22 protein-coding genes are annotated in these 25342 nt (G+C 61.0%); 7 read left to right on the forward strand and 15 right to left on the reverse strand.

Annotated features, from left to right (window positions below):
• Position 1: 1 nt before the first annotated feature.
• A complete protein-coding gene (locus FQ182_RS01085) occupies positions 2-514 on the reverse strand; it encodes a dihydrofolate reductase (RefSeq protein ID WP_149412238.1) in 513 nt (170 codons plus the stop codon).
• Positions 515-616: 102 nt separating this feature from the next.
• Between FQ182_RS01085 and FQ182_RS01090 the strand changes: the two genes are divergently transcribed.
• A complete protein-coding gene (locus FQ182_RS01090) occupies positions 617-1996 on the forward strand; it encodes a DUF2868 domain-containing protein (protein ID WP_149412239.1) in 1380 nt (459 codons plus the stop codon).
• Positions 1989-3362: a DUF3482 domain-containing protein gene (locus FQ182_RS01095; RefSeq protein WP_149412240.1), complete on the forward strand. Its 1374-nt coding sequence runs from the start codon at positions 1989-1991 to the stop codon at positions 3360-3362. The genes FQ182_RS01090 and FQ182_RS01095 overlap by 8 nt, the downstream gene beginning before the upstream one ends.
• Here the strand turns inward: FQ182_RS01095 and FQ182_RS01100 are convergent.
• The 7 genes from FQ182_RS01100 to FQ182_RS01130 all read right to left on the reverse strand — a co-directional run bounded on the left by FQ182_RS01100 (position 3359) and on the right by FQ182_RS01130 (position 12315).
• On the reverse strand, positions 3359-3913 hold the full coding sequence (locus tag FQ182_RS01100; protein ID WP_149412241.1) for a phosphonate degradation HD-domain oxygenase: 555 nt from the start codon (positions 3911-3913) through the stop codon (positions 3359-3361). The genes FQ182_RS01095 and FQ182_RS01100 overlap by 4 nt on opposite strands.
• Complete coding sequence (locus FQ182_RS01105; protein ID WP_149412242.1) at positions 3910-5046, reverse strand: TIGR03364 family FAD-dependent oxidoreductase; 1137 nt, start codon at positions 5044-5046, stop codon at positions 3910-3912. Before FQ182_RS01105 ends, FQ182_RS01100 begins: the two co-directional genes overlap by 4 nt.
• Positions 5047-5165: 119 nt before the next feature.
• Positions 5166-6191 carry a putative 2-aminoethylphosphonate ABC transporter substrate-binding protein gene (locus FQ182_RS01110; RefSeq protein ID WP_149412243.1) on the reverse strand — a complete coding sequence of 342 codons (1026 nt, stop codon included), beginning with the start codon at positions 6189-6191 and terminating at the stop codon, positions 5166-5168.
• Between the two features lie 49 nt (positions 6192-6240).
• Complete coding sequence (locus FQ182_RS01115; RefSeq protein ID WP_149412244.1) at positions 6241-7965, reverse strand: putative 2-aminoethylphosphonate ABC transporter permease subunit; 1725 nt, start codon at positions 7963-7965, stop codon at positions 6241-6243.
• Between the two features lies 1 nt (position 7966).
• Positions 7967-9031 (reverse strand): putative 2-aminoethylphosphonate ABC transporter ATP-binding protein, encoded by a 1065-nt coding sequence (locus FQ182_RS01120; protein WP_149412245.1) that lies wholly within the window; start codon positions 9029-9031, stop codon positions 7967-7969.
• A gap of 151 nt (positions 9032-9182) precedes the next feature.
• Positions 9183-10049, reverse strand: coding sequence for a LysR family transcriptional regulator (locus FQ182_RS01125; protein WP_149412246.1), 867 nt, complete (start codon positions 10047-10049; stop codon positions 9183-9185).
• A 16-nt stretch (positions 10050-10065) separates the two neighbouring features.
• On the reverse strand, positions 10066-12315 hold the full coding sequence (locus FQ182_RS01130; RefSeq protein ID WP_149412247.1) for a heavy metal translocating P-type ATPase: 2250 nt from the start codon (positions 12313-12315) through the stop codon (positions 10066-10068).
• An 84-nt stretch (positions 12316-12399) separates the two neighbouring features.
• Here FQ182_RS01130 and cadR point away from each other — a divergent pair, with 84 nt between their 5' ends.
• A complete protein-coding gene (cadR, locus tag FQ182_RS01135; RefSeq protein ID WP_149412248.1) occupies positions 12400-12849 on the forward strand; it encodes a Cd(II)/Pb(II)-responsive transcriptional regulator in 450 nt (149 codons plus the stop codon).
• A 165-nt stretch (positions 12850-13014) separates the two neighbouring features.
• Here the strand turns inward: cadR and FQ182_RS01140 are convergent, their stop codons facing one another.
• The 3 genes from FQ182_RS01140 to FQ182_RS01150 form a co-directional block, all read right to left on the reverse strand.
• Positions 13015-13986, reverse strand: a complete 972-nt coding sequence (locus tag FQ182_RS01140; RefSeq protein WP_149412249.1) for a thymidylate synthase — start codon at positions 13984-13986, stop codon at positions 13015-13017.
• Between the two features lie 51 nt (positions 13987-14037).
• Positions 14038-14850 carry a prolipoprotein diacylglyceryl transferase gene (lgt, locus tag FQ182_RS01145; RefSeq protein ID WP_149412250.1) on the reverse strand — a complete coding sequence of 271 codons (813 nt, stop codon included), beginning with the start codon at positions 14848-14850 and terminating at the stop codon, positions 14038-14040.
• A gap of 84 nt (positions 14851-14934) precedes the next feature.
• Positions 14935-15717: a sulfite exporter TauE/SafE family protein gene (locus FQ182_RS01150; protein WP_149412251.1), complete on the reverse strand. Its 783-nt coding sequence runs from the start codon at positions 15715-15717 to the stop codon at positions 14935-14937.
• 109 nt (positions 15718-15826) lie between these two features.
• On the opposite strand from FQ182_RS01150, the gene FQ182_RS01155 reads away from it, so the two are divergent.
• A complete protein-coding gene (locus FQ182_RS01155; protein ID WP_149412252.1) occupies positions 15827-16573 on the forward strand; it encodes an NRDE family protein in 747 nt (248 codons plus the stop codon).
• A 53-nt stretch (positions 16574-16626) separates the two neighbouring features.
• Here the strand turns inward: FQ182_RS01155 and ptsP are convergent, their stop codons facing one another.
• Positions 16627-18906, reverse strand: a complete 2280-nt coding sequence (gene ptsP / locus FQ182_RS01160; protein ID WP_149412253.1) for a phosphoenolpyruvate--protein phosphotransferase — start codon at positions 18904-18906, stop codon at positions 16627-16629.
• A 22-nt stretch (positions 18907-18928) separates the two neighbouring features.
• Positions 18929-19408 carry an RNA pyrophosphohydrolase gene (locus tag FQ182_RS01165; protein WP_133100907.1) on the reverse strand — a complete coding sequence of 160 codons (480 nt, stop codon included), beginning with the start codon at positions 19406-19408 and terminating at the stop codon, positions 18929-18931.
• A 143-nt stretch (positions 19409-19551) separates the two neighbouring features.
• Here FQ182_RS01165 and FQ182_RS01170 point away from each other — a divergent pair, with 143 nt between their 5' ends.
• A complete protein-coding gene (locus tag FQ182_RS01170) occupies positions 19552-20208 on the forward strand; it encodes an HAD family phosphatase (protein ID WP_149412254.1) in 657 nt (218 codons plus the stop codon).
• A gap of 122 nt (positions 20209-20330) precedes the next feature.
• On the opposite strand, the gene FQ182_RS01175 is transcribed toward FQ182_RS01170, so the two are convergent.
• Both FQ182_RS01175 and ilvA read right to left on the reverse strand, forming a co-directional pair.
• Complete coding sequence (locus FQ182_RS01175) at positions 20331-20744, reverse strand: DUF2269 family protein (RefSeq protein ID WP_149412255.1); 414 nt, start codon at positions 20742-20744, stop codon at positions 20331-20333.
• A 40-nt stretch (positions 20745-20784) separates the two neighbouring features.
• Positions 20785-22299 carry a threonine ammonia-lyase, biosynthetic gene (gene ilvA / locus FQ182_RS01180; RefSeq protein WP_149412256.1) on the reverse strand — a complete coding sequence of 505 codons (1515 nt, stop codon included), beginning with the start codon at positions 22297-22299 and terminating at the stop codon, positions 20785-20787.
• 136 nt (positions 22300-22435) lie between these two features.
• Here ilvA and rpiA point away from each other — a divergent pair, with 136 nt between their 5' ends.
• Together rpiA and FQ182_RS01190 are read left to right on the forward strand one after the other, a co-directional pair.
• Positions 22436-23107, forward strand: a complete 672-nt coding sequence (gene rpiA / locus FQ182_RS01185) for a ribose-5-phosphate isomerase RpiA (RefSeq protein ID WP_133100903.1) — start codon at positions 22436-22438, stop codon at positions 23105-23107.
• Between the two features lie 267 nt (positions 23108-23374).
• Complete coding sequence (locus tag FQ182_RS01190) at positions 23375-25321, forward strand: autotransporter domain-containing protein (RefSeq protein ID WP_149412257.1); 1947 nt, start codon at positions 23375-23377, stop codon at positions 25319-25321.
• Positions 25322-25342: the final 21 nt, after the last annotated feature.

The raw sequence follows: 25342 nt of genomic DNA on the forward strand, positions 1-25342 counted from the left end.
GTCAGATCTTTTCCCAAACCTCAAAGTTGAACGCCGGCTTATCGCCTTCGGCCGGATTCTCGACATTCGATACCAGTTTCCACTGGTTCAAATCAAACTCGGGAAACCACGCATCCCCTTCAGGGCTCAACGCCACTCGCGTCAGATACAGGCGATCCGCCTGCGCAAGGCCCTGCGCATAAAGCTGCGCGCCACCGATCAGCATCAGCTCATCAACACCCTGCGCCAAAGCCCATTCTTCAGCTCGCGCCACCGCAGCATCAAGGGACGGATAAACTTGCGCACCTTCAAGCACCAGATCGGTCTGACGGCTGACCACGATATTCAAGCGACCCGGCAACGGCCGACCGAGGGAATCCCAGGTCTTGCGCCCCATGATGATCGGCTTGCCCAGCGTGGTGGCCTTGAAATACTTGAAATCCCCCGGCAAGTGCCAGGGCATGCTGTTGTCGACACCGATCACACGGTTTTCACCGAGAGCTGCGATCAGGCTTAAAGGGAGAGTTTTTTTCATGCTGGCGAGAATACCAGAGGCACACGCCGACAAACGAGCGGCATACCCCAACCCACGCCACAGCGGTTATGCTCCAACCTCACTTGCACAACAGGACGGCGCGTGACTGCTCTGACTCCCCTGCACCAACTCTGGCTAACGGAAACCGTGCGCCTGCGTGAAGAACACGCGGGCCCTTTGGAAGACCAAGAAGCCAATCGCCTGGCCCGTAGCACTGGCGGCGACTTGCCGACGCGCATTCAAAACCGCGCCCTGTGGCTGGCCGAACGTGATGGCCTGACCGCCGCCCTGCAGCATTGGCTGCAAGGCGCACGGCTGGCGCTGATGGTATTGGCCGTGATCGCCATCATCAGCGGCGCCGGCCTGGCATTCGCCGCGCTGGGCAACGGCCTGACGCCGGTCAATGTGTTCTGGGCCCTGGGCAGCCTGCTGGGCTTGAACCTGATCCTGCTCTTGAGCTGGGCCTTGGGCCTGTTGTTTGCCGGCGAGCATGGTGCCAGCCTCGGGCGCCTGTGGTTGTGGCTCAGCGAAAAACTCGCCCGTGACGCCAAGGCCGCGCAACTGGCGCCGGCACTGTTGCTCCTGTTGCAGCGCAAGAAACTCAATCGCTGGGCAGTGGGAGTGCTGGTCAATGGCTTGTGGCTGCTGGCCCTGTTCAGCGCGCTGGTGATCCTGCTGACTTTGATGGCGACCCGGCGCTACGGTTTTGTCTGGGAAACCACTATTCTGCGGGCCGATACCTTTGTCAGCGTGACCCAAACCCTCGGCGCCCTGCCCGCACTGCTGGGTTTCAGCGTGCCCACCGTCGAGATGATCCGCGCCAGCGGCGATTCGGCACTGAACATCGAAAGCGCCCGCCAAGCCTGGGCCGCCTGGCTGGTCGGCGTACTGCTGATCTACGGCATCCTGCCCCGACTGATCCTCGCATTGCTGTGCCTATGGCGCTGGAAACACGGACGCACCGCCTTGCGCCTGGACCTCAACCTGCCTGGCTACAGCCCATTGCGTGAGCGTTTGATGCCCAGCAGCGAGCGCCTTGGGGTCAACGACGCCGCGCCCGAACAGCTGCATCACGTGACCGGTGGCGTCAGCACCCTGGAAAGCGATGGCGCTCTGCTGGTGGCCATCGAGCTTGATGATCAACGCCCATGGCCGCCAAAACTGCCCGCCAACGTCAAGGACGCCGGCATCCTCGACAGCCGCGAATCGCGGCACAAGCTGCTGGAGCAATTGACCCGTTTCCCGCCCGCGCGCCTGGCCATCGCCTGCGACCCGCGCCGTTCGCCAGATCGCGGCAGCCTGGCGCTGATCGCCGAACTGGCCCGCAGTGCCACGGCCACCCGTGTCTGGCTGCTACAAGCGCCGCCGGGCCAGGCCCTGGATGCTGAACGCCTTGGCGATTGGCATACAGCCTTGCAGCAGTTGCAATTGCCATTCGCCGACTGCGCGCCGCTCAATTGGCTGGAGACAGGTCATGACTAAACCGCTGAAACTTGCCGTGGTCGGCCACACCAATGTCGGCAAGACCTCGCTTCTGCGCACCCTGACTCGGGATGTGGGCTTTGGTGAAGTCTCCCATCGCCCGAGCACCACCCGCCATGTCGAAGGCGCGCGCCTGTCGGTGAACGGCGAAGCTCTGCTGGAGCTGTACGACACCCCCGGACTGGAAGATGCCATCGCCCTGCTCGACTACCTCGAACGTCTGGACCGCCCCGGCGAACGCCTCGACGGCCCGGCCAGACTGGCGCGCTTTCTGGACGGCAGCGAAGCCCGGCAGCGTTTCGAACAGGAAGCCAAGGTCCTGCGCCAGTTGCTGGCCTGCGACGCCGGGCTCTACGTAATCGACGCCCGCGAACCGGTGCTGGCCAAATACCGCGACGAACTGCAAGTGCTGGCCAGCTGCGGCAAACCGTTGTTGCCGGTGCTCAATTTTGTCAGCAGCGCTGAACACCGCGAGCCAGACTGGCGCGAAGCCCTGGCCCGCCTCGGCCTGCATGCGCTGGTGCGCTTCGACAGCGTGGCGCCACCGGAAGACGGCGAGCGGCGACTGTATGAAAGCCTGGCCCTGTTGCTGGAGCATTCACGGCCACAACTGGAGCGGCTGATTATTGATCAAGAGGCCCAGCGCCAGGCCCGTCAGCAAAGCGCCGCCCGGCTGATCGCCGAGCTGCTGATCGACTGCGCCGCCTGCCGGCGTAGCGTGGTCAGCGAGGCCGATATCGAACAGCAAGCCATCAGCGAACTGCGCAAAACCGTACGCCAGCGCGAACAACGTTGCGTAGAAGCCCTGCTCAAGCTGTTCGGCTTTCGCCCACAAGATGCCGCCGCCAGTGATTTGCCGCTGCTGGATGGCCGCTGGGGCGACGACCTGTTCAACCCCGAAACGCTCAAGCAACTGGGTGTGCGGGTTGGCGGCGGTATCGCGGCCGGCGCGGCGGCGGGTGCGGGTGTGGATTTATTGGTCGGCGGCCTGACCCTTGGCGCTGCCGCCCTGGCCGGGGCCATCGCCGGTGGCGCGCTGCAAACCGCCCGCAGTTATGGCAGCCGCCTGCTGGGCAAGATCAAGGGCCAGCGTGAACTGACCGTCGATGACAGCGTGTTACGCCTGTTGGCCCTGCGCCAGCGGCAACTGCTCAAGGCCTTGAACCTGCGAGGCCATGCGGCCATGCACAGCATCAAGGTCGATACCCCCCAGGACAAGACCTGGCGCGAAGGCAAGTTACCTGAATCGCTGAACAAGGCCCGGGCCCATCCACAATGGTCGTCCCTCAACCCTCACGCAAAACTGAGCCAGGCCGAGCGCCAGGAACAGATCGAAGCACTGGCCCTGCGTCTGGACGAAACCTAAGCAGCCAACAAACGCTGGGCCTTGGCCTTCAAGAGGCCCAGGTCCAGCACCGGCACATGCATTTCCTTGGCCTGCTCATCCCAGTGGCGCATACGCAGACTCACGGCGCATAACGGGTCCTGCTCAAACGCCCGCGCTTCATCTGCCGTCATGACGCCACCCTGATAACCCAGTGTGCGGCGGCTGGCTTCACTCAGGCGCGCGTAGTAATCCGGCTGGCTGAACGTCAGGTAGCGCTTGGCCTGGACGTGGTACTCCACCAGTTTCGCCATCCGCTCGCTGAAACCGGCCCGCCGCAAATAATCAGCCCCCAGCCGCTCATGACTGACCACGCCATAACCGCCCATGTTCTCGCCGCCATGGCCGCAAAGATGGCCGATGTCATGGAAAAACGCCGCCAACACCACCTCATCATCAAAACCTTCGGCCATGGCCAATTGCGCGGCCTGGGACATGTGCTCGATCTGCGACACCGGTTCGCCGATGTAATCGGCTGCGCCATGTTGCTCGTAAAGACCGAAGACTTCGGCGATGGCGTGTTCAAGCGTCATGCAGCGTCTCCCCACAGATCGGTGATATTGCCCTCGGCCATCGCCGGCCCCACGCTCATGCCCACGCCGGTGTGCATCAACGCCGCACTCACGCCCGGCGCCACCCGCAAGAACGAAAACGGCCCTGGCCCGCGGGAACCATAAACGCCCTGCCAGCGTTCCAGCACCTGAATCTCACAGCCTAGCGTGTGCTCGGCCAGTTCGATCATCCAGTTATCCACCTGTTCGGCGTTGAATGGTGATGGATCACTACCGTAATGGTGAGAATCGCCGATGATCAGTTCACCATAAGGCGTCGGGCTGATCAGCAGATGGATGCCGTTTTCGTGCAGGTGTGGCGTGTCACGAAGGATTTGTGCCTGCACCGCCGCCGCTTCCGGCAGGTCAGCGAAGGCACCGTAATGCACGCAGCTCAGGCCGGTCAGCAGTGCGTGCTGCAGATTCAAATCTACCTGAGGCTTGACGCGCAGCATTTGCAGGCGGCAGGTTTGCAGATTGAGTTCGGCCATTTGCTCGGCCAGCAGGGTTTGGTAGTCATGACCGGAGCAGACGATGATCTGCTCACCGCGAAAAGTCCCGGCGGTGGTATGCACCTGACCAGGCTCGACGTCGCGTACCAGCGTGGAAAAGTGAAACTCCACCTTGAGTTCGCGACTCAGGTAGTTGATCAACGCCGGGATAGCTTCGCGCGAATACAGCTGCTGATCGTCCTGGCCAAGGAGCGCAGCGCGGTGATGGCGGAACTGGCCGCCATACAGATCACTCATCGCAGCGCCCTGTAGCAGCTCGACGCGGTAGCCATGCTCCCGGGCGCGGCCGGCGCAAAAAGCTTCCAGCAAATCTTCTTCCGCTTCGGTGCGGGCAAACAAGTAGGAGCCGTTGCGCTTGAGCTGGATGCCGGCCAACTGCGCCCATTGACCCCAGATGTCACGGCTTTCCAGAGCCAGGTCGAGCATCGGCCCTGGCGGCTGGCCGGTGACCAGGGCCTGGCCGAAGTTGCGTACCGAGGCGCCCAAGGGCGTGGCGCTGCGCTCGAACACCTTGACCTTGAGGCCGCGTTTGGCTGCGGCGTAAGCGTGGGAAAGGCCGAGGATGCCGGCGCCGATGATCAGTAGATCGCTGTGGTGTGTCATGAAGTGCTGTCCTGAATGTGAGACCGTCATCGCGGGCAAGCCCGGCTCCCACATTGGAATGCATTCCCCTGTGGGAGCCGGGCTTGCCCGCGATGGGGCCATCAGCTCAAACCGAAAAATTACTGCCCCGCCACCTTCTCCGACTTGCCGTCATAGCGCTTGCGCCACTCGGTCAGGATGTTGTCGCGGTTTTTCGAAGCCCAGGCGAAGTCGTTCTTGATCAGCCGCTGCTCATAGTCAGCCGGCAATTCGGTCTGCGGCTTGGCAATACCCGGCTGGGCGAGCACGGCGAAGTTCTCTTTATACAGGTCCATCGCGGCAGTGCTGGCAGAGAAGTCGGCGAGCTTCTTCGCCGCGTCCTCATGAGCGGTGCCCTTGATTACGGCGGTGGCTTCGATGTCCCAACCCAGGCCCTCTTTGGGCAGCACGATGTCCAGCGGCGCGCCTTGGCGTTTCAACTGAACGGCTGGGTATTCGAAGGAAATCCCGATCGGGAACTCACCGGAAGCCGCCAGCTTGCACGGTTTGGAACCGGAGTGAACATACTGGCCGATGTTCTGGTGCAGGTCGTCCATGTACTGCCAACCCTGCTTCTCGCCGAAAGTCTGCAGCCAGGCGCTGACATCCAGGAAGCCCGTGCCGGACGACGCCGGGTTGGGCATGACAATCTTGCCCTTGTACTCGGGCTTGGTCAGGTCTTGCCAACTGATCGGCTTGGTCAGGCCCTGCTTTTCAGCTTCGACAGTGTTGAAACAGATAGTCGCGGCCCACACGTCCATGCCGACCCAGGCCGGAGGGTTGGCGGCGTCACGGTAGTTCGCGCCGATCTTGCCCAGGTCTTTCGGGGCGTAGCTTTGCAGCATGCCTTGTTGGTCAAGAATGGCCAGGCTGGACGCCGCCAAGCCCCAGACTGCGTCAGCCTGCGGGCGGGCTTTTTCAGCCAGCAGCTTGGCGGTGATGATCCCGGTGGAGTCGCGCACCCATTTTATTTCAATGTCTGGGTTGGCGGCTTCGAAGGCTTTTTTGTAGGTCTTCAGCTGCTCGGCTTCGAGGGCCGTGTAGACGGTCAACTCGGTTTTCGCAGCGAAGGCATTCAGACTGAACGCAGCGAGCACAGCAGCGGCTAACGCCAGGGGCTTGAACATGGTGCAGTTCCTTTTTAATGGGGACGTTTTTTAATGGGGACGGATTTATTTATTGACCAGGCGCGGTTTGGCGCCAGGCCTGGGAGCGGCGCAACAAACCGCGTGAGGCCCACGCCAGCAGCAGCGATACGCCCGCCGAGGTGAACAGAATGAGCGTGGACATGGCCGCCGCACCGCCAACATTGCCGGCGTCGTCCATGTTCAGAACCGCCACCGCCGCGAGGATGGTGTTGGGGCTGTAGAGGAAGATCGCCGCCGAGACAGTGGTCATCGCCGAGACGAACAGGTAGCGCACGATGTCCAGTAACGCCGGCAGGCAAATCGGCACGGTGACCCGTAGGTAGTGGCGGTAAAGCGGCGCCTTGAGGGACAACGCGGCGGCTTCAAATTCCGCGTCTAGTTGGCGCAGGGCCGTGGTGGCGGTCATTTGTGCGGTGGTCAAGTAGTGAGCAATGGTGCACACCACCAGCAGGGTCATGGTCCCGTAGAACACATGCAGCGGGTTGCCGGGGAGGTTGAAAAAGAACACGTAGCCCAGGCCCAGCACCAGGCCCGGTACCGCCATCGGTACGAAACTGAGCATGCGCAATGCCAGGTTCAGGCCGCGTTGGCCGTGGGTCTTTTCCATCAGGTAGGCGCCGGTGAAGATCAGCACGCTGCCGATCAATGCCGTGCACAGGGCCATGGTCAAACTGTTGCGATAGGCCAGCCAGCCGCCGCCCGCCGTGTCGTTGAACTGGTAATGGTTCAGCGACAGCGACAGGTTATAGGGCCAGAACTTCACCAGCGATGAATAGACCGCCATGCCGAACACCAGCAGCAACACCGTACAGATCAGCAGGACGATGGCCAGGTAACAGCCGTCCCGCAGCCGCGATGGCGCAGGTTGAAAGACCTGGGCGCGACCGCTCATGGAGTCACCATGACGACGGCGCAGCCAGGCATCAACGCCAAAGCTGAACAACGCTGGCAGCAGCAGCACCATGCCGATCAAGGCGCCACGGCCAAATTGTTGTTGGCCGACTACCGCTTTGTAAGCTTCCAACGCCAGCACTTGGTAGTCGCCGCCCACCACCACAGGCACGCCGAAGTCGGTGATGGTCAGGGTGAACACCAGGCAGAACGCGGCGAATACCGCCTGGCGCGTTGCCGGCCAAGTGATGCTACGAAAAGCTCGGGCGGGGCTTGCGCCCATGCTCGACGCGGCGTCGAACAGCCGCGCATCCGCCAGGGACAGCGCCGACAACAGGATCATCAGCGCATGGGGAAAGGTGTAGATGACCTCACCAATGACAATACCCCAGAAGCCGTAGATGTTGTCCGACAGCAACCCGCGCAACATTCCTTGGTTGCCGAATAGATAGACCAGTGCGATACCCGGCAGCATCGAAGGCGCCATCAGCGGCAGCAATGACATGCCTCGCCAGATGACCTTGCCGGGGATCAGTGTGCGTTGCAGCGCGTAGGCAAACAGGTAGGCCAGCGGTACGACGATGGCCGAGACACTGAGGGAAACCTTCAGGCTATTGCCCAGCAGCCAGTGGAAATTGTCACTGGTGAGCAACTCGCGCGCAGCCACCAGGCCACCGCCCTGCCCATCTTCAGCGCTGAAACCACGCCAAAAGATCGCCAGCAGCGGTAGCAACACCGCCACGCCCAGCAGGAGCAACAGCAGCAGCTTGCCGCCCAGTACGAAAATGCGGTCGCCGAGTTCGGCACGGGAAGCCTGACGAGCCACGTTGTCGGGTACCGGCAAGGTCATGTCGGCAGCCATCTCAGGCAAACACCTGCAGGCTGCGCGGCGGCAGCGCAACCCAGATGTCCTGGGAGCCAAGGCGCGGCATGGCTTCCGGGGCCAGTTCGGCCAACAGTGAATGGCCGGGCAATTGGTCCAGCTCAAAGCTCATGCGGCAACGGTTCCCGAGGAAGGTGATCTCACGGACCTTGGCCGGGAACAGGTTTTCCTCATGCACTGGCGGGTTGACGCTGATGGCTTCGGGGCGGCAGAACAAACGACCCGATGCCGCTTTGCCGGAGTTCTCGGCCAACCGCACATTCATCCCGCCGACCTGGGCATGGCTGGCGCTGTTGCGGCTGAACGGCAGCCAGTTGCCTTGGCCGACAAATTCGGCGACGAAAGGCGTGGCCGGGCGATCGTAAATTTCCTGGGGAGTGGCGTATTGCTCAACCTTGCCGTTATTCATCACGGCGATGCGGTCGGCCATCAGCATGGCCTCGTCCTGATTGTGGGTGACCATCAGGGTGGTGATGCCCAGGCGCTGTTGCAATTGGCGCAGTTCGGTACACAGATGCTCGCGCACGCGGGCGTCGAGGGCGGACATCGGCTCATCAAGCAACAACAGCGAAGGTGCGGGCGCCAGGGCACGGGCCAGGGCCACGCGTTGTTGTTGGCCGCCGGAGAGTTGGCCGGGGTATTTCTTTTCGCTGCCCAGCAGGCCCACCAGTTCCAGCATCTGCCCGACGCGCTTGCGCACTTCATCGCGGCCGCTGCCGGCCAGGCCGTAGCCGATGTTCGCTGCGACGGTGAGGTTGGGAAACAGCGCGTAGGACTGGAACAGAATGCCGTAGTCCCGCGCCTGAGGGGCCAGTAGGGAAACGTCGCGCTCACCCAGGTACAACTCGCCACTGTCCTGGCGCTCCAGCCCTGCGATACAACGCAACAAGGTGGTCTTGCCGCAGCCGGACGGGCCGAGCAGGCACACCAGTTCACCGGCGGCGACATCCAGGGACACGTTGTCCAGAGCGGTAAAGGCGCCGAAACGCTTCTGGATACCGCGCACCTTCATCGGCGCGCCGGGGTTGGTCATGGCTGTGTTCATGGAGGCACCTCATCAAACTGATGAAGGCCATCCTAGGGAGCAAATGCGTAGCTCGTGTGGCAGGAAGGCAAAAGTGAGCGATAGTGGTATTGGTAGATTTGGGCAGGGCTGAACAATTATGTGTGGCGAGCGGGCTTGCCACAGAAAGTAGTCAGCCCGCTGGCGACATTTCCTGCGCCAACCCCAGAAAGGCCGCCGGCAACCGCGCGCCCTTTCGCTCCTTGAGGCAGTACAGGTATTCGGCAATCTGCGGCGCATTCTCGATGGTCAGTACCCGCAACTGCGGATCATGGGGCACTTCCTGGCGAGCAATGATGCTGATGCCAATATTGCGCAGCACCGCCTCGCGAATCGATTCCCGGCTGCCAATCTCCAGCAGCGGGCCGTAACTCACCCCCGCGCCCTGCAACATTTCTTCGGTCAGCCGCCGAGTGGTGGAACCTGCTTCGCGCATCAACAAAGTGTGCCCGGCCAGGGCGCTCAACGGCACAGGGTCCAGCACCGCCAGAGGATGATTGCGATGCACCGCCAGCACCAGCGGATCAGTGCCCAACACCCGACGAATCAGGCGCGGGTCCTCCAGCAATTGCGATGACGCGGCGATATCCACCCGGTAGTCTTCCAGCGCTTCCAGCACCTGCTGGGAGTTGCCGATCTCCACCGAGACTTCCACCCGGGGCAGCCTTTCGCGAAAGGTTTTTACCAAATCGAGGATGTAGTACGGAGCGGTCGCGGCAATTCTCAGCGTGCCCTGGACCTGGCCGCTGTTGCGCAGGAAAAACTCGATATCGCTTTCCTGCTGCAACAACGCCTTGACCATCGGTAGCAGCCGCGCACCTTCGTCACTGACCGTCAGGCGGCGCCCGCCCCGGTAGAACAGCTCAACCGAATACTGGCTTTCCAGATGGCGAACCTGGGTGGTCACCGTGGGCTGGCTCAGGCCTAGCTTTTTCGCCGCCTGGGTAATGCTACCCAGACGGGCGACCATATAAAACGCCTTCAGCTCAGCACTCAGCACACCACCCTCACATCGACTATTTGCGCAACAAGCGCAGACCATTGAACACCACCAGCAGGCTCACGCCCATGTCGGCGAACACCGCCATCCACATGGTGGCCATCCCGAAGAAGGTCACCGCGAGGAAGATCGCCTTGACCACCAGCGCCAGGGCGATGTTCTGCTTGAGGATACTCGACGTTTGCCGCGACAGCCGTATGAATGCCGGAATCTTGCGCAGGTCATCGTCCATCAGCGCCACGTCGGCGGTCTCGATGGCGGTGTCTGTACCGGCGGCGGCCATGGCAAAACCGATCTCGGCACGGGCCAGCGCCGGGGCGTCGTTTATACCGTCGCCAACCATGCCGACCCGATAGCCCTTGCCGTAGAGGGCTTCAATCGCTTGCAGTTTTTCGGTGGGCAACAGGTCGCCCCGGGCCTGATCGATGCCGACCTGGGCGGCAATCGCCTGGGCGGTGTGGGTATTATCGCCGGTGAGCATCAGGGTTTTGATACCCAGGTCATGCAATTGCTGGATCGCTTCGCGGCTGCTGTCCTTGACGGTATCAGCCACGGCGAACAGTGCCAGCGGGCCGGATTTGTCCAGCAGCAGGACCACGGACTTGCCTTGCTTTTCCAGGGCGAAGAGTTTTTCTTCCAGGGCCGGTGAACATAGGCCCAGTTCTTCCACAAGGCGGTGGTTGCCCAGGTGATAGACCTCGCCGTTGATCTCACCGCGTACACCACGACCGGTCAGGGCTTCGAAGTTATCCACAGCATGCACGGGCAGATTTTTATCCACCGCCGCGTTGGCGATGGCCAGGGACACCGGGTGATCGGAACGACCGGCAAGGCTCGCCGCCAGTGCCGGCGCGCGGCCTTCAAAATTGGGGAGCAGCGCCAGGTAATCGGTTTGCACCGGCTTGCCGTGGGTGATGGTGCCGGTCTTGTCCAGGGCCAGGTAGTCGAGTTTGTAACCGCCCTCCAGGTACACGCCGCCCTTGATCAGGATGCCTTTGCGGGCGGCTGCAGCCAGGCCGCTGACGATGGTCACCGGGGTGGAAATCACCAGCGCACACGGGCAAGCCACTACCAGCAACACCAGCGCGCGGTAGATCCAGTCGAACCAGATGCCGCCCATGAACAGCGGTGGAATCACGGCCACGCCCAAGGCAAAGAGGAACACTACCGGGGTGTAGATTTTGGAAAAGCTGTCGACAAAGCGCTGGGTCGGCGCCCGCGCGCCCTGGGCCTGTTCCACGGCGTGGATGATCCGCGCCAGGGTGGAATTGTTGGCGGCCGCGGTGACTTTGTATTCCAGGGAACCGGCCTGGTTGATGGTGCCGGCGAAAACCTTGTCGCCGACGGTTTTCTCGATGGGCAGGCTTTCACCGGTGATGGGCGCCTGGTCGATGGTCGACTGGCCGGACACCACCTCGCCGTCCAGGCCAATGCGCTCGCCGGGACGAACCCGCACGATAGCGTCCAGTTCAATGGTTTTAACGTCTTTTTCAATCCAGCTTCCGTCAGCTTGACGAACCGTGGCCTGCTCCGGAGTCATCTGCATCAAGCCGCTGATGGCGTTACGCGCGCGGTCCAGGGACTTGGCCTCGATCAACTCGGCCACAGTGAACAAGAACATCACCATGGCCGCTTCCGGCCACTGGCCGATGAGGACCGCGCCAGTCACGGCGATGCTCATCAGGGCGTTGATGTTCAGGTTGAGGTTTTTCAGGGCTATCCAGCCCTTTTTATAGGTGGTGAGGCCGCCGCTGAGGATCGACACCAGCGCCACCAAGGCAATCACCCAAGTTGGCGCGGCATTGGTGAAGTGCAGCACTTCGGCGCCCAAGGCACCGAGGCCGGACAGCGCCAATGGCCACCAGTGTTTCTTGGCCGGAGGCGCGGCGGCGGCGATGCCTTCTTCGATCGGATCGGCCTGCATCCCCAGAGATTTGATGGCCTCGATGATCGGTGCCGTTGTCGGCAAGTCATGGGTCACACCGAGGACGCGGTTGATCAGGTTGAATTCCAGTTGTTGCACGCCAGCGAGCTTGCCCAGTTTGTTCTGGATCAGCGTCTGCTCGGTGGGGCAGTCCATGGCTTCGATGCGGAAGGTGCTCAGCCTGGAGCCTGCGGTGGGCGCTTCGCTCAATTGCACCAGGGACGGTGCCGCGGCGCCGGAGCAGCAAGAGCTGCCATGATTGTGCTTTTGCACAGGCTGAAGCTTTTCGCCGTGATCATGATCATGGTCGTGCTTGTGCGGGGCGTGGATAGAGTCGTTCATTAGTCGGGTCCGGAAAGGTGCCTGTTGCCAAGTAAAGACCCTGTAGCCACTATAGGGTCAAGCACCCTTTTGGAGATTGCTGCGATGAAGATCGGTGAGTTGGCAAAACTGACGGATTGTCAGGTGGAAACCATCCGTTATTACGAGAAGGAAGGCCTGCTGCCGCCGCCCGCGCGCAGCGAGGGCAATTACCGCTTGTACACCCAGGCCCACACCGAGCGGCTGACCTTTATCCGCAACTGCCGCAGCCTGGACATGACCCTTGAGGAAATTCGCAGCCTGTTGGGTTTGCGAGATAGCCCGCAGGACCAGTGCGAAAACGTTAATGCGCTGATCGACGAGCACATCCACCACGTCAAGGCGCGGATCGATGGGTTGTTGGCGTTACAGGAACAGTTACTCGACCTGCGCCAGCGTTGTGGCGAAGGGCCGGATATTGATCAATGTGGGATTTTGAAGCGACTGGAGGTCAGCGGAGGTGTGGCGGCGAGTGAGTCGGAGCATTCCCATGTGGGCAGGAGCCACGGGCATTGATGATCGTAATGGCCTGTGTGGCGAGCGGGCTTGCCCGCGTTGGGCGGCGCAGCAGCCCCAATAGGATCACCGCGCTCCGTCAGATAGATCGCGGTAGCCGATTTTAGGGCCGCTTCGCAGCCCAACGCGGGCAAGCCCGCTCGCCACCATAAGCCGGCCCGAGTGTCAGACCGCCATCGGCGCTGTCATCGGCGCATGGTGCTCGTAACCTTCCAGCGAGAAATCGCTCGGTTCGATCTGCTCCAGCCACTCCGGCTGGTACACACCCGTCTTGGCAAACTCCGGCACACGGTCACTGATCACCAGCTTGGGCGCCGCGAACGGCTCGCGCTTGAGCTGTTCGTTGAGCATGTCCAGATGGTTTTCGTAGACGTGGGCGTCACCGATGAAATAGGTGAACCAGCGCGGCGTGTAACCCGTCAGACGGCCGATCAGGCTCAGCAGCGCGGCGCCCTCGGTGAGGTTGAACGGCGTGCCCAGGCCCAAATCGTTGGAGCGAATATAGAGCGTCAAGGATATTTCCCTGGTCTCAACGTTGGGATGGAACTGGTACAGCAGGTGGCACGGCGGCAAGGCCATTTCATCGAGCTGGGCGCAGTTCCAACCATGGAACAGGATACGCCGGCTGCCCGGGTCCTTGATGATGGTGTCGACGCACTGGCGAATCTGGTCAATGGCCTTGTACAGCACCACATAGGCCTGACCGTCTTCCTCGCCTTCGGCGATTTGGCGGTAACCCTGGCTTAGGGTCTGCTCGATGGCAGCCTGGTTGCTGACCGGAATCTGCTTGTACGCCGGCCATTTGCGCCATTGCACGCCGTAGATCTCGCCGAGGTCGTCATTGCCCTGGCGGAACGGGTTGGCCAGCCATTGGGCGTTTTCGTTGGCGTTCTGGTCCCAGACCTTGCAACCCAGGGCGCGGAATTCGGCAGCGTTGTTCACCCCACGCAGGAAGCCGACCATCTCGCCAATCGCCGATTTGAAGGCCATTTTTCGGGTGGTGATCGCCGGAAAACCTTCCTGCAGGTCAAAGCGCAGCATCGCACCGGGAAAGCTGATGGTGTTCACGCCGGTACGGTTGGCCTGCTTGGTGCCGTTCTTGATGACGTGGGACACCAGATCGAGATATTGCTTCATGTCATTACCTGCATCGTTGAAGCCGAAGCCCTCAGGCCTCGGCGTTCGAATTTAAAGCGCGGTGTTCTTGATCGGTTGCGGGCGATTGTAAGCCCACCACAGCAGACCCAGGCCGGCGAGGATCATCGGGATGCTGAGAACCTGACCCATGGTCACCCAGCCAAACGCCAGGTAGCCCAGTTGCGCATCTGGCACCCGCACAAACTCGACGATAAAGCGGAAAATCCCGTAGAACAGCGCGAACATCCCCGATACCGCCATGGTAGGCCGCGGTTTACGAGAGTAAATATAGAGAATCAGGAACAGCGCCACACCTTCCAGGGCGAACTGATACAACTGCGACGGATGGCGCGGCAGTTGCGAAGGGTCGCTGAACGCCGGGAACACCATGGCCCACGGCACATCGGTCGGCTTGCCCCATAATTCGGCGTTGATGAAGTTGCCGATACGCCCGGCGCCCAGGCCAATCGGCACCATCGGTGCAACAAAATCCATCAGTTGGAAGAACGACTTGCCGTTGCGTCGGCCGAACCACCAGGCCGCGAGCATCACACCGATAAAACCACCGTGGAACGCCATGCCGCCTTTCCACACTTCGAAAATCAGCGTCGGGTTGGCGATGTAGGCACTCAGGTCGTAGAACAACACATACCCCAGGCGCCCGCCGACGATCACGCCCATCGACATCCAGAACACCATGTCGGAGAGCTTCTCCTTGGTCCAGGTCGGATCGAAACGGTTCAGACGCCGGGAAGCCAGCAGCCATGCACCGCCGATGCCAATCAGGTACATCAACCCGTACCAGTGGATTTTCAGCGGACCAATGGCCAGGGCCACCGGGTCGATATGCGGGTAAGGCAGCATTGCGACTCCTCGTTAAATCATTCGTTATTGCGCACGGACCATGCCGGGACGCGATTAAGCCTGCGTTACATAAAATAAGCTTCGTTACAGCAGAAAACTCAAACCGACACAAAACAACAGGCCGGCAAACAGCCGCTTGAGCAAGCGCGGCGACAATCGGTGAGCCAGGCGCGCGCCGAAACGGGCGGCTAGCATACTGGTCAGGGCGATACCCAGCAGCGCTGGCAAATACACGAACCCGAGACTATGAGCGGGCAACAGCGGATCGTGCCAGCCCAAAATCATGAAACTTAATGCACTGGCCAGGGCAATCGGCAAGCCGCAGGCCGATGAGGTAGCCACAGCCTGGCGCATCGGCACGCTGCGCCAGGTCAGGAACGGCACGGTCAGCGAGCCACCGCCAATGCCGAAAATCGCTGAAGCCCAGCCGATCACCGTGCCCGCCAGGGTCAGCCCGACCTTGCCCGGAACCGTTCGACTGGCCTTGGGTTTGACCTCCAGGGCCAATTGCACGGCGACGATCAGCGCGAATACGCCGATGATCTTCTGCAAGTGAGGCCCTGAGATGGCTTCAGCCGTCAACGCGCCAAAACCTGCGCCGATCAAAATACCGACGGTCATCCACACAAAAATCGGCCAACGCACCGCGCCAACCCGATGGTGCTCACGCACAGCATTGACTGAAGTGAAAATAATGCTCGCCAGCGACGTGCCTACCGCCAGGTGAGTCAATACCTGCGGATCAAAACCCTGCAAAGTGAAACTGAACACCAGCACCGGAACAATAATGATCCCGCCGCCCACGCCAAACAGCCCAGCGAGCACGCCTGCACAGGCGCCCAGCAGCAAATACAGTAGAAATTCCATGGGCACCCTCAAAATCAGACCGGCATGTTAACGGATGCGGGGCGCAAGGCGGAACTGGATGCGATGGATAGCTATGGGTACAGTGGGAAAAACACAAAGGGATCGCCTTATGTGCCTGATTGTTTTTGCCTGGCGGCCGGGCCATGTCCAGCCGCTGATCGTCGCGGCCAACCGTGATGAGTTCTATGCCCGACCCAGCCTGCCGCTGGCCCAGTGGCTCGATGCACCGCAGGTTTACGCCGGGCGTGATCAGGAAGCAGGGGGCACATGGCTGGGGGTTGGCGCGGATGGACGCTTTGCCGCGCTGACCAATATTCGCGACCCGCACCAGCCGCCGGCGCGTAAGTCCCGTGGAGAACTGGTAGCGCGATTTCTCAGCGGTTCGCTATCGCTGGACGCCTATTTGGCCGACGTTAACGGTAGATCGATTGAATATGCCGGGTTTAACCTGCTGATTGGGACGCGGGATGAGTTGTGGCATTACAACGCCAATGATTCTGCGCCCACTCAGTTGGCGGCCGGGATATATGGGTTATCCAATGCCGGGCTGGATACGCCGTGGCCCAAATTGCTCAAGGCCAAGGCGGCGCTGACTGAAGTGCTGGACGACCCGCGACCTGAAGCCTTGCTGGGCATTTTGAGCGACCCGCAGACCGCGCCTTTCGCCGACTTGCCGGATACCGGCGTAGGTTTGGCGACTGAGAGTTTGTTATCTAGCGTGTTTATTGCCAGCCCCAGTTATGGGACGCGGGCGAGTACGGCGCTGATCGTGAATGCCGATGGGTCGCGGCACATCGTCGAGCGCAGCTTCGGGCCCTATGGTGGGCAACTGGGAGAAGTCGAGCTGAAGCTTTAGACAGGCATTTGTGGCAAGCGGGCTTGCCACAAAAAAACCACTCGCTGCCAGGTTTAGAGGGTCTTCGCCGAAGCCGGATTGATCATCCGCGCCAACCCAAGGTTCTTCAGCGCCAGTTGCAGCGAGCTGTGGATAACTTGCGGGTTGTCGATGGTCATCAGCTCAGCCAGCAGCTCCTTGGCCTTGCTCAGGTTGATCTGGCGCAGCATCCATTTCACTTTCGGCAGGTTGGTGGCGTTCATCGACAGGCTGTCAAAGCCCATCGCCATCAACAACACTGCCGCCGCCGGATCGCCGGCCATTTCGCCGCAGATACTCACCGGCTTGCCTTCGGCATGGGCGTCGCGCACCACGTTCTGCAAGGCTTGCAGCACTGCCGGGTGCAGATAGTCGTAAAGATCGGCCACCCGTGGGTTGTTGCGGTCCACCGCCAGCAAGTACTGGGTCAGGTCGTTGGAGCCCACCGAAAGGAAGTCCACCTGCCGCGCTAGCTCCTTGGCCTGGTACACCGCTGCCGGAATTTCGATCATCACGCCAATGGGCGGCATCGGCACGTCGGTGCCTTCATCGCGTACTTCGCCCCAGGCCCGGTGGATCAGGTGCAGCGCTTCTTCCAACTCGTGGGTGCCAGAGATCATGGGCAGCAGAATGCGCAGGTTGTTCAGGCCTTCGCTGGCCTTGAGCATGGCGCGGGTCTGGACGAGGAAGATTTCAGGATGGTCGAGGGTGACGCGAATGCCACGCCAGCCGAGGAAGGGGTTGTCTTCTTTGATCGGGAAATACGACAGTGACTTGTCGCCGCCAATGTCCAGGCTGCGCATGGTCACTGGCAACGGATGGAAGGCGGAAAGTTGCTCGCGATAAATCGCCAGCTGCTCCTTTTCGCTGGGGAACCGCTGATTGATCATGAACGGCACTTCAGTGCGGTACAAGCCTACCCCTTCGGCGCCACGCTGCTGCGCTCGGGCTACGTCCGCCAGCAAGCCGGTGTTAACCAGCAGCGGCATGCGGTGGCCGTCGAGGGTTATGCACGGCAGTTCCCGCAGGGCATCGAGCCCCTGGGACAGCTGGCGCTCTTCTTCCACCACTTCGGCGTATTGCTTGCGCAGCACTTCGCTGGGGTTGGTGTAGACCTCGCCGTGGTAGCCGTCGACGATCATCTGAATGCCGTCGACCTTGGAATACGGCAGGTCCACCAGGCCCATCACCGTGGGGATGCCCATGGCCCGTGCCAGGATCGCCACGTGGGAGTTGCCCGAACCCAATACCGAAACCAGGCCCACCAGCTTGCCCTCCGGCACTTCGCCGAGCATGGTGGCGGTCAGTTCCTCACTGATGAGAATGGTGTTGTCGGGGTAGACCAGCGTCGTGGAACGTTCTTCCTGCAGGTAAGCCAACAGACGGCGACCGAGGTCCTTCACGTCCGAGGCTCGCTCGCGCAGATAGGCGTCGTCCATCAATTCGAAACGGTTGACGTGATCGGTGACCACCTGGCGCAGTGCGCCCTGAGCCCACTGGCCAGTCTTGATCACGTCCTTGACTTCGCTGCCCAGGGACGCGTCGTCGAGCATCATCAGGTAAACGTCGAACAGTGCCCGCTCTTCGGGCCGCAGTTGGGTAGCCAGCTTGGTCGACAGGGTGCGCATGTCATTGCGCACGCCTTCGAGGGCGGTCTTGAACAGGCCGATCTCAGCCTCGATATCGGTAACCGTCTTGTCCGGTACCACGTCGAGGTCGGCCGGTGGCAACATGACCACGGCGGTGCCGACAGCAGCGCCTGGCGAACCGGGCACGCCGACGAACTTTGCTTCCTGGATGCCTTTGCCCTGACGGCCCAGGCCGCGGATCGAGCCGGTGGCCTCGGCGTGGGCAATAACCCCGGCCAATTGCGCGCTCATGGTCACGAGGAAGGCTTCTTCACCTTCGTCGAACTGGCGACGCTCTTTCTGCTGAATGACCAACACGCCAACAACGCGGCGGTGGTGAATGATCGGTGCACCGAGGAACGAGGCGTAACGCTCTTCGCCAGTTTCGGCAAAGTAGCGATAGCGCGGGTGATCGGCGGCATGTTCGAGGTTCAGGGGTTCTTCACGCGTCCCCACCAGGCCCACCAGGCCTTCATTGGGCGCCATGCTAACCTTGCCGATGGAGCGCTTGTTCAAGCCCTCGGTGGCCATCAGGACAAAACGGTTGGTCTCGGGGTCCAGCAGGTAAACCGAGCAGACCTGGCTGCCCATGGCTTCCTTGACGCGCAACACAATAATCCCCAACGCCGCCTTGAGATCCTTGGCGGAGTTAACTTCCTGGACGATCTTGCGCAGCGTATTGAGCATGGCTCGGGGTCGAACTCCGTCGTCAGTCGCGCGCTAAAAGGCGCGGGGCAAGCTCTTTGAGAGCGCGACGATAAACCTCGCGCTTGAATGTCACCACCTGGCCCAACGGATACCAATAACTGACCCAGCGCCAGCCATCGAACTCCGGTTTACCGGTCAAATCCATCCGCACCCGCTGCTCGTTGGAGACCAGGCGCAGGAGAAACCATTTCTGTTTCTGGCCGATGCACAGCGGTTGGCTGTGAGTCCTGACCAGACGTTGCGGCAAACGATAGCGCAACCAGCCCCGGGTACAGGCGAGTATTTGCACATCTTCTCGCTCAAGGCCTACTTCTTCGTTCAACTCACGGTACAAGGCGTCTTCAGGGGTTTCGTCGGGGTTGATTCCGCCTTGAGGAAACTGCCAGGCATCTTGGTTGATACGGCGAGCCCATAGCACCTGTCCGGAATCATTCGTAAGAATAATCCCGACATTAGGACGGAAACCATCGGGGTCGATCACGGCAACAACCTCGCAAACGCATGTCGCCGCATTGTTCCACAAAGGTTGATCCAGCGGCAACGAGGCTGCTTACCTTATGTGCACTCTTGTGAAAAGACCGTATTCTGGACGCCTTTTTACAGACTTTTCAGCGAGTAACCGCAATGCGCCTGGCTTTATTCGACTTGGACAACACGCTTTTGGGCGGCGACAGTGACCACGCCTGGGGTGATTACCTATGTGAACGGGGCATCCTCGATGCCGTCGCCTATAAGGCCCGTAACGACGATTTCTACCAGGATTACCTGGCCGGCAAGCTCGACAACGCCGCCTACCTCAACTTCTGCCTGGAAATTCTCGGCCGCACCGAGATGGCCCAACTGGACGAATGGCACCGTGATTATATGCGCGACTGCATCGAGCCGATCATGTTGCCCCTTGCCGTTGAATTACTGGCCAAACACCATGCTGCTGGCGATAAGTTGGTAATCATTACCGCCACCAACCGTTTTGTCACCGCGCCGATTGCCGCACGCTTGGGCGTTGAAACGCTGATCGCGACGGAATGCGAGATGGTGGATGGCCGTTATACCGGGCGCAGTACCGATATCCCATGCTTTCGCGAGGGCAAGGTGACGCGCTTGAATCGGTGGCTGGAAGAGACCGGGTACAGTCTGGAAAACAGCTATTTCTACAGTGATTCGATGAATGACTTGCCGTTGCTGGAGCAGGTGACACACCCGGTGGCGGTGGACCCGGACCCAAACTTGCGGGCCGAAGCCGAGAAACGCGGCTGGCCCGTGATTAGCCTGCGTAGCTGATGACCCACTGTAGGAGCGAGCTTGCTCGCGAAGAACGTCAACGATGACGCTGGCATTCTGAGTGAACGCGGCGCCCTCGGGCTTTTCGCGAGCAAGCTCGCTCCTACGGGGGTTGATAAGCCTTAAACCGGCTTGGCACCCATCAACCCAGCAATGGCAACAAAGCCCACCAGACTGACAACTGCCAGCGCCAAGGTGAAACTCAGGCTGCCTGCCCCGCCCAGTCGCAGTCGATTAAGCCGCGCCACCAACCAGAACCAGCTCAACGCCGCCACGGTGTAGATCACGCTGGAACCCAGTATCCAGGTCTGCCCCAGCGGCCAGCCGATCAGATGCGCCAGCCACCAACCGGTGAACGGCATGCTAACCAGGCAAATCCCCATCAACAACCAGACGAACACCCACGGCCGTTGCACGGTATAGGCAGGCCCTGCGCTGCGTTTGCGCCAGGCCAGCACGGCCAGCCCGATACCACTGAGTAGCAGCAATACGGTGGCTGCTATGTGGATAACTTTGAGGGTAGTCAGCGTTTCCATGTTCTCAATTCCTTAAAGGCCGCCCAATCAGCGTAGTCGTTCAACCGAGGAACAGTTGGTAGGCCGGGTTATCACTTTCATCCCAATACGGGTATCCGATGGCTTCCAGCGCCGCCGGCACCAGGTGACGCTCGCTCGCCGGCACTTGTAAGCCGGCGACCACACGTCCATCGGCCGCGCCGTGGTTGCGATAGTGGAACATCGAGATGTTCCAGCGCCCGCCCAACTTGTTAAGAAAGTTGAACAACGCCCCAGGACGCTCCGGGAACTCGAAGCGAAACACCACTTCATCGCTGACCTTCGCCGCATGGCCGCCGACCATATGGCGGATATGCAGCTTGGCCAGTTCGTTTTCCGTCAGGTCCAGCACCGGGAAACCCTGGCTGGTCAGGCTGGAGATCAGGGCGCTGCGCGGGTCGTTTTCCGGGTGGGTCTGCACGCCGACGAAAATGTGCGCTTCGCTGCCGGAATGGTAGCGGTAGTTGAATTCGGTGATCTGGCGCTTGCCCACGGCTTCACAGAAGGCTTTGAAGCTGCCCGGTTTCTCGGGGATGGTCACGGCAATAATGGCTTCGCGACCTTCACCCAACTCGGCACGCTCGGCCACATGGCGCAAGCGATCGAAGTTGACGTTGGCCCCGGAATCAATGGCGACAAAGGTCTGACCAGTGACGCCACGGGTCTCGACATACTTCTTGATCCCCGCCACGCCCAGGGCGCCGGCAGGCTCGGTGATGGAGCGGGTGTCGTCGTAGATGTCCTTGATCGCCGCGCAGATTTCATCGGTGCTGACGGTGATCACTTCATCCACATAGTCTTTGCAGATATCGAAGGTGTGCTGGCCGATCTGCGCCACTGCAACGCCGTCGGCGAAGATGCCCACGGTCGGCAGCACCACACGTTCACCCGCCGCCATGGCGGCTTGCAGGCAGTTGGAGTCGTCAGGCTCGACGCCGATGATCTTGATTTCCGGGCGCAGGTATTTCACGTAGGCCGCGATGCCAGCGATCAGGCCACCACCGCCCACCGGTACAAAAATCGCGTCCAACGGACCTGGATGCTGGCGCAAAATCTCCATCGCCACGGTGCCCTGCCCGGCAATGGTGTGCGGATCATCGTAAGGGTGAATGTAGACGAAGCCTTTTTCGTCGACCAGTTTCAGCGAGTACGCCAACGCTTCCGGAAAGGAATCACCGTGCAGCACTACTTTGCCGCCACGGGAGCGCACGCCTTCAACCTTGATCTCCGGGGTGGTCTTGGGCATCACGATAGTGGCCTTGACCCCCAGCACCTTGGCCGCCAGGGCCAGGCCCTGGGCATGGTTGCCGGCAGATGCGGTGACAACGCCGCGGGCGCGCTCTTCAGCCGTCAGTTGCGTGAGCTTGTTGTAAGCGCCGCGAATCTTGAAGGAAAACACCGGCTGCAAGTCTTCACGCTTGAGCCAGACCTTGTTACCCAGTCGCTCGGAGAGCTGGCGGGCGGTCTGCAACGGGGTTTCTACGGCAACGTCATAAACGCGCGAGGTGAGGATCTTCTTGACGTACTGTTCGAGCATCGGAAAGCATCACTGAGCGGTTTGGGCAGGGCCAAGGAGTCTAACCCAGCGTTTGGCCGGGCGACCACACGAATACAAAGGTTTTGTTGGGTTATACTCGCGCCCCTCTTTACTCCCCGCCCGTTCCGGAGCCCGCATGACCCAGGATCAACTCAAACAGGCAGTGGCCCAGGCCGCCGTCGATTTAATCCTTCCCAAGCTCGACGATAAAAGCATCGTCGGTGTCGGCACCGGCTCCACTGCCAACTGCTTTATCGATGCGCTGGCCCTGCACAAGGGCGCGTTCGACGGCGCCGTCGCCAGTTCCGAAGCCACCGCCGCACGCCTCAAGGGCCACGGAATTCCGGTGTACGAACTCAACACCGTCAGCGACCTGGAGTTCTACGTGGACGGCGCCGATGAAAGCGACGAACACCTGAACCTGATCAAAGGCGGCGGCGCAGCCCTGACCCGCGAGAAGATCGTCGCAGCCGTGGCCAAGACCTTCATCTGCATCGCCGACGCCAGCAAGCTGGTACCGGTCCTCGGCGCGTTCCCGCTGCCAGTGGAAGTGATCCCCATGGCCCGCAGCCACGTGGCCCGCGAGCTGGTGAAGCTGGGCGGCGACCCGGTGTACCGTGAAGGTGTGCTGACGGATAACGGCAACATCATCATCGACGTGTTCAATATGCAGATCACCAACCCGGTGGAGCTGGAGCGTCAGATCAATGCCATCGTTGGCGTGGTCACCAATGGCTTGTTTGCAGCGCGTCCTGCGGATGTGTTGCTGCTGGGCACTTCTGAAGGCGTGAAAACCCTTAAGGCTTGACCCTCCCCACTGATGGTTCCCACGCGTGGGAACCATCAGCGCTTGTAACAAAAACGCTACTTTCCGCAGCATTTCCGCCCAGCCCCTTCCAAAACTGCGCACCCCATCACGGCATCCCACGCCGTATCAGGTATCAAATCCGTTACAAATTACACCGAGGCGACCCACGCTTTTAACAATGCGCCAATTCGCGACCCTCCATGGAATGAGGCGCACATTGTGCAAAGGGTCTCGGCTCACGAATCCCAATCACCTCAAGGAAGACCTGTGATCAAGCCTCTAGCCCTCGCTATCAGCGTTGCCAGTGCCCTGCTGTCGACCCACTCCCTGGCCTACGATTACGGCCAACACGCCAACACCACCCTGGAAAAGCTGATCAACGACTACCCCGGTCGTTATCGCGGCACGGCCAATTTCGCCGGGGCGGCCGACTGGATGCAGAGCCAGATGGGCAGCGCCTACAACATCAGCCGTCAGGATTTTTCCTGGAGCGGTGGCAGCCGCGCCTCGCAAAACGTGGTCGCTTATGCCGCCGGCACAAAACCGCAGTACGTGGTGATCGGCGCGCACTTCGACACCTATTTCGGCCGCCCAACCTTGCAAGGCCTGGACGATAACGGCTCCGGCGCCAGCGTGCTGACGGAAGTGGCGAAGAACCTTGGCGGCCTGCAACTGGAAAACGGCCTGAAAATCGTCGGCTTTGGCGCCGAGGAAGAGGGTTTGCGCGGCTCAAAGGCGTTCGTCGACTCGCTGAGCGCCAGCCAACGGGCCAACATGTTGGCGATGATCAACCTCGACAGCCTGATAACCGGCGACATGATGTATGCCCACGCAGGCCAGAACAGCACCGCCAACCCGGCCCTGGCTTCACTGCGCGAACACACCTTACAGATCGCCAAGGAGTTGAACATCAACCTGTTCACCAACCCCGGCCTCGACCCGCAATACCCCGCTGGCACCGGCTGTTGCAGCGACGGGGAAGCCTTTGAGGGGCTGAATATCCCGATCCTTTATATCGAAGCCACCAACTGGGAGCTGGGGGACCTGGACGGCTACACCCAGACCGACAACCCGGCGATTCCCGGTGGCTCGACCTGGCACGACCCCAACGAAGACAACAAGGCCGTGCTGACCAACGCCTTCGGCCAGGAGCGCATCGACCAGCGTTTGCGGGACTATTCACGCCTGCTCAGCCGCCTGGTACTGGAGTTGACCAACGCCGACTTGATGGCATCCACCGCTTCGGGCGGCGCGGTTGCGCGCAATATGCAGGACAATCTGCAACGCCAGCACCAGTCCATGGTGCGTCTGCATGATCGCCGCTGGCTGACACTGCAATCGGCCAGCCGCGAGGTGGGCAGCTTCGATGGCGAGATTGGCGTCGACGGCGAGTACAACCCGGACAGCGGTTTCGACACTGCGCCCAACCCCGAAGCCCGGCGCTTGGGGCTGCACGCCTTGGGCGACTACCAGTTGAGTTCAACTCTGAATATCGGCGCCAGCCTCAGCTATCTCAACGGGCGCGACAAGCTGGAACATCGCGGAAAACTGGAAAGCGACACGTGGCAAGCAGCGGTCTACGCCCTGCTGAACGATGGCGGCCCGACCTGGCTGGCGGGCGACCTGAGCATCGGCCACAGCAGCTTCGATTCCCAGCGCAACCTGGTGATCCAGGCCAATGGTGGGCCAGTACTGCTCAATCAGCACCTGACCGGCGAAACCGATGCCTTGTCCCTGGGCGCGCGGGTGCTCGGCGGCTACGACTTCGACTTCGGCGCCATCAAGAGCGGGCCGTTTGCCGGGCTGGACTACAGCCACTACCGCATAGATAAATTCCACGAGAAGCAGAACCTGCGAACTGCCCTTGAGTATCAGGAACAGTCCTTCGAATCCCTGGAAGCCAGCCTTGGCTGGCGCGTGCGTGGCGCCGTCGCCCTGCCCTATGGCTTGAGCCTGATGCCTTATGGCGATATCGCCTGGGTCAAGGAGCTGGCGGATGGTCGACTGGACGATCTTGACTTGATCGCCCGCGCCGATGGCCAGGCACGTACAGCCAAACTCGGTTCAGTGGACAAGACCTTTGGCCGGGCGCAAGTCGGCAGCCAACTGGCAATCACTCCGCAGCTTGGGGTGTACGCCGAAGTAAATGGCCGCCTGGGCCACTCCGAGGGCAGCCAGACCGGCTACTCATTGGGCGTGCAATGGATGTTTTGATTGAGGTGGCCCCTGCAGGAG

Source organism: Pseudomonas sp. ANT_H4, assembly GCF_008369295.1.
Classification (GTDB): domain Bacteria; phylum Pseudomonadota; class Gammaproteobacteria; order Pseudomonadales; family Pseudomonadaceae; genus Aquipseudomonas.